Origin of the sequence: Mesorhizobium sp. M7A.F.Ca.CA.002.09.1.1 (assembly GCF_003998555.1) — a bacterium.
GTDB lineage: Bacteria > Pseudomonadota > Alphaproteobacteria > Rhizobiales > Rhizobiaceae > Mesorhizobium > Mesorhizobium ciceri.
On sequence record NZ_RZRR01000972.1, the window covers coordinates 1 to 1967 of the forward strand.

The window sequence follows — 1967 nt, forward strand, 5'->3', positions numbered from 1 at the left end:
GACATGCGCAGCCGACCGGTTCCCGCGAAGATCGCCGCTGGATCGATGCCGAAGGAGAGGTTGAGCTTTGCCGGGTCCGATCGCCGCTTGCTCAGGAACGCGACCAGCCAGTCGGCCACGGCGCGGCTCCAGGGATGGGCGTCGATGCGAACCTGGATGCGGTTGAGCGGTATGCCGTCCAGCACCGCCTCCAGCGCCTCCGCCGTTCTCGGCAAGCCGTAGCCGAACGCGTTGGGCGCCCCTTCGAAGACCAGCGACAATCCCGTGGCACCCTGTGCAACATCCTCCAGCGCTTGGCTTCTGGCACGGTCGATGTCCGGATCGTCGATGCGCTGGCTGACGATCCATGGCGATTTCGGGTTTGTACGCACGATCGGTTCCGCCGCGGTGCTGCGGTCGTAGAGCGGTTCGATACGGATGTTGTCATCGCTGTGCGAGACCAGCTTTTCCTCGAAGGAAGCGCCTGCCAATGCCTTTTCCGCCAAGGCGAGCCATCGCTGACGCTCGGCGTTCTCGGGTTCCACGTCCTGGATCAAGGCTCCGGCGCCCATCCGTCCTCCTCGTTTCATGCGGCCGCACCAGCCGGGAGCGGTTCAGTCTACGGTCCCCGGTCCGATATCGCAATGCAATGCGCTTTCAGAGACCGGATTCGATCCATCAGATATAGGTCAGTCCGCGTGGACGACGATTGCCAAACAGCGGCAAAATCCGCAAGCTCCAAAAACCCGATCTGAACGAATGGGGCCGATTTGGGCGAATGGCCCGGATTTGGACGAATGGCCCCGATTTGGACGAATGGCATTGTCGCTGTGCAATGGCCTCACTATACCTGCGGCAAGGCCACTGGCTTTAGACACATCAGTTTGCGGAGACCGGACATATGGCTGACGAGACCAGTATTTTCATCGGCGCCAGCCGAAAGCCCGACGACAGCTATCAGCGTGCCGAGCAGTTGTTGCTGCGATATGGGAATCGTCACGGCCTGGTGACCGGCGCCACCGGCACCGGCAAGACCGTCACCTTGCAGATCCTGGCCGAAGGATTTTCCAACGCCGGCGTGCCGGTGTTCTGCGCGGACATCAAGGGTGATCTGTCGGGCATCGCGATGATGGGCACGGCACAGGATTTCCTCGTCAAGCGGGCCGAACAGGTCAAGCTCGATCCGTATGACTTCCAGGAATTTCCCGTTATCTTCTGGGACTTGTTCGGCGAGCAGGGTCATCCGATCCGCGCCACGGTCTCGGAAATGGGGCCGTTGTTGCTGTCGCGCCTGATGAACCTGACCGAGGCGCAGGAAGGCATCATGAACATCGCCTTCCGCCTGGCGGACGAGGAAGGCTTGCTGCTGCTCGACATGAAGGATCTGCAGGCGCTGCTCGCCAACATCGCCGAGCGCGCCGACGAGATCGGCTCGCGCTATGGCAACGTGACGAAGCCATCGGTCGGGGCTATCCAGCGCACGCTGCTGGTCCTCGAACAGCAGGGGGCCGCAAACTTCTTCGGCGAACCGGCACTGCGTATCGCCGATATCATGCGCACCACCCGCGACGGACGCGGCGCCATCAGCGTGCTTGCCGCCGACAAGCTGATGATGAATCCGCGGCTCTACGCGACCTTCCTGCTATGGCTGATGTCGGAGCTGTTCGAGGTGCTGCCGGAAGTCGGCGACCCCGACAAGCCGAAGCTGGTGTTCTTCTTCGACGAGGCCCATCTTCTGTTCGACGAAGCACCCAAGGTGCTCATCGATCGCGTCGAACAGGTCGTCCGACTGATCCGCTCGAAAGGCGTCGGCGTCTATTTCGTCACCCAGAACCCTTTGGATATCCCTGAAAAAGTCCTGGCCCAGCTCGGCAATCGCGTCCAGCACGCGCTGCGCGCCTATACACCGCGCGAGCAGCAGGCAGTCCGGACGGCGGCCGAAACGTTCCGGCAAAATCCCGATTTCGACTGCATGACCGCCATTACAC

The 1967-nt window shown here is 61.8% G+C and carries 2 protein-coding genes; one reads left to right on the forward strand and one right to left on the reverse strand.

Annotated elements, in window-relative coordinates; all coding sequences use genetic code 11:
* Positions 1–551 (reverse strand): methylmalonyl-CoA mutase family protein (locus EN994_RS29055; protein ID WP_245466113.1); only part of this gene is annotated, 551 nt, incomplete at its 3' end.
* A gap of 329 nt (positions 552–880) precedes the next feature.
* Here EN994_RS29055 and EN994_RS29060 point away from each other — a divergent pair.
* The coding region (locus EN994_RS29060) for a helicase HerA-like domain-containing protein (RefSeq protein ID WP_127308039.1) at positions 881–1967 on the forward strand (1087 nt) is incomplete at its 3' end.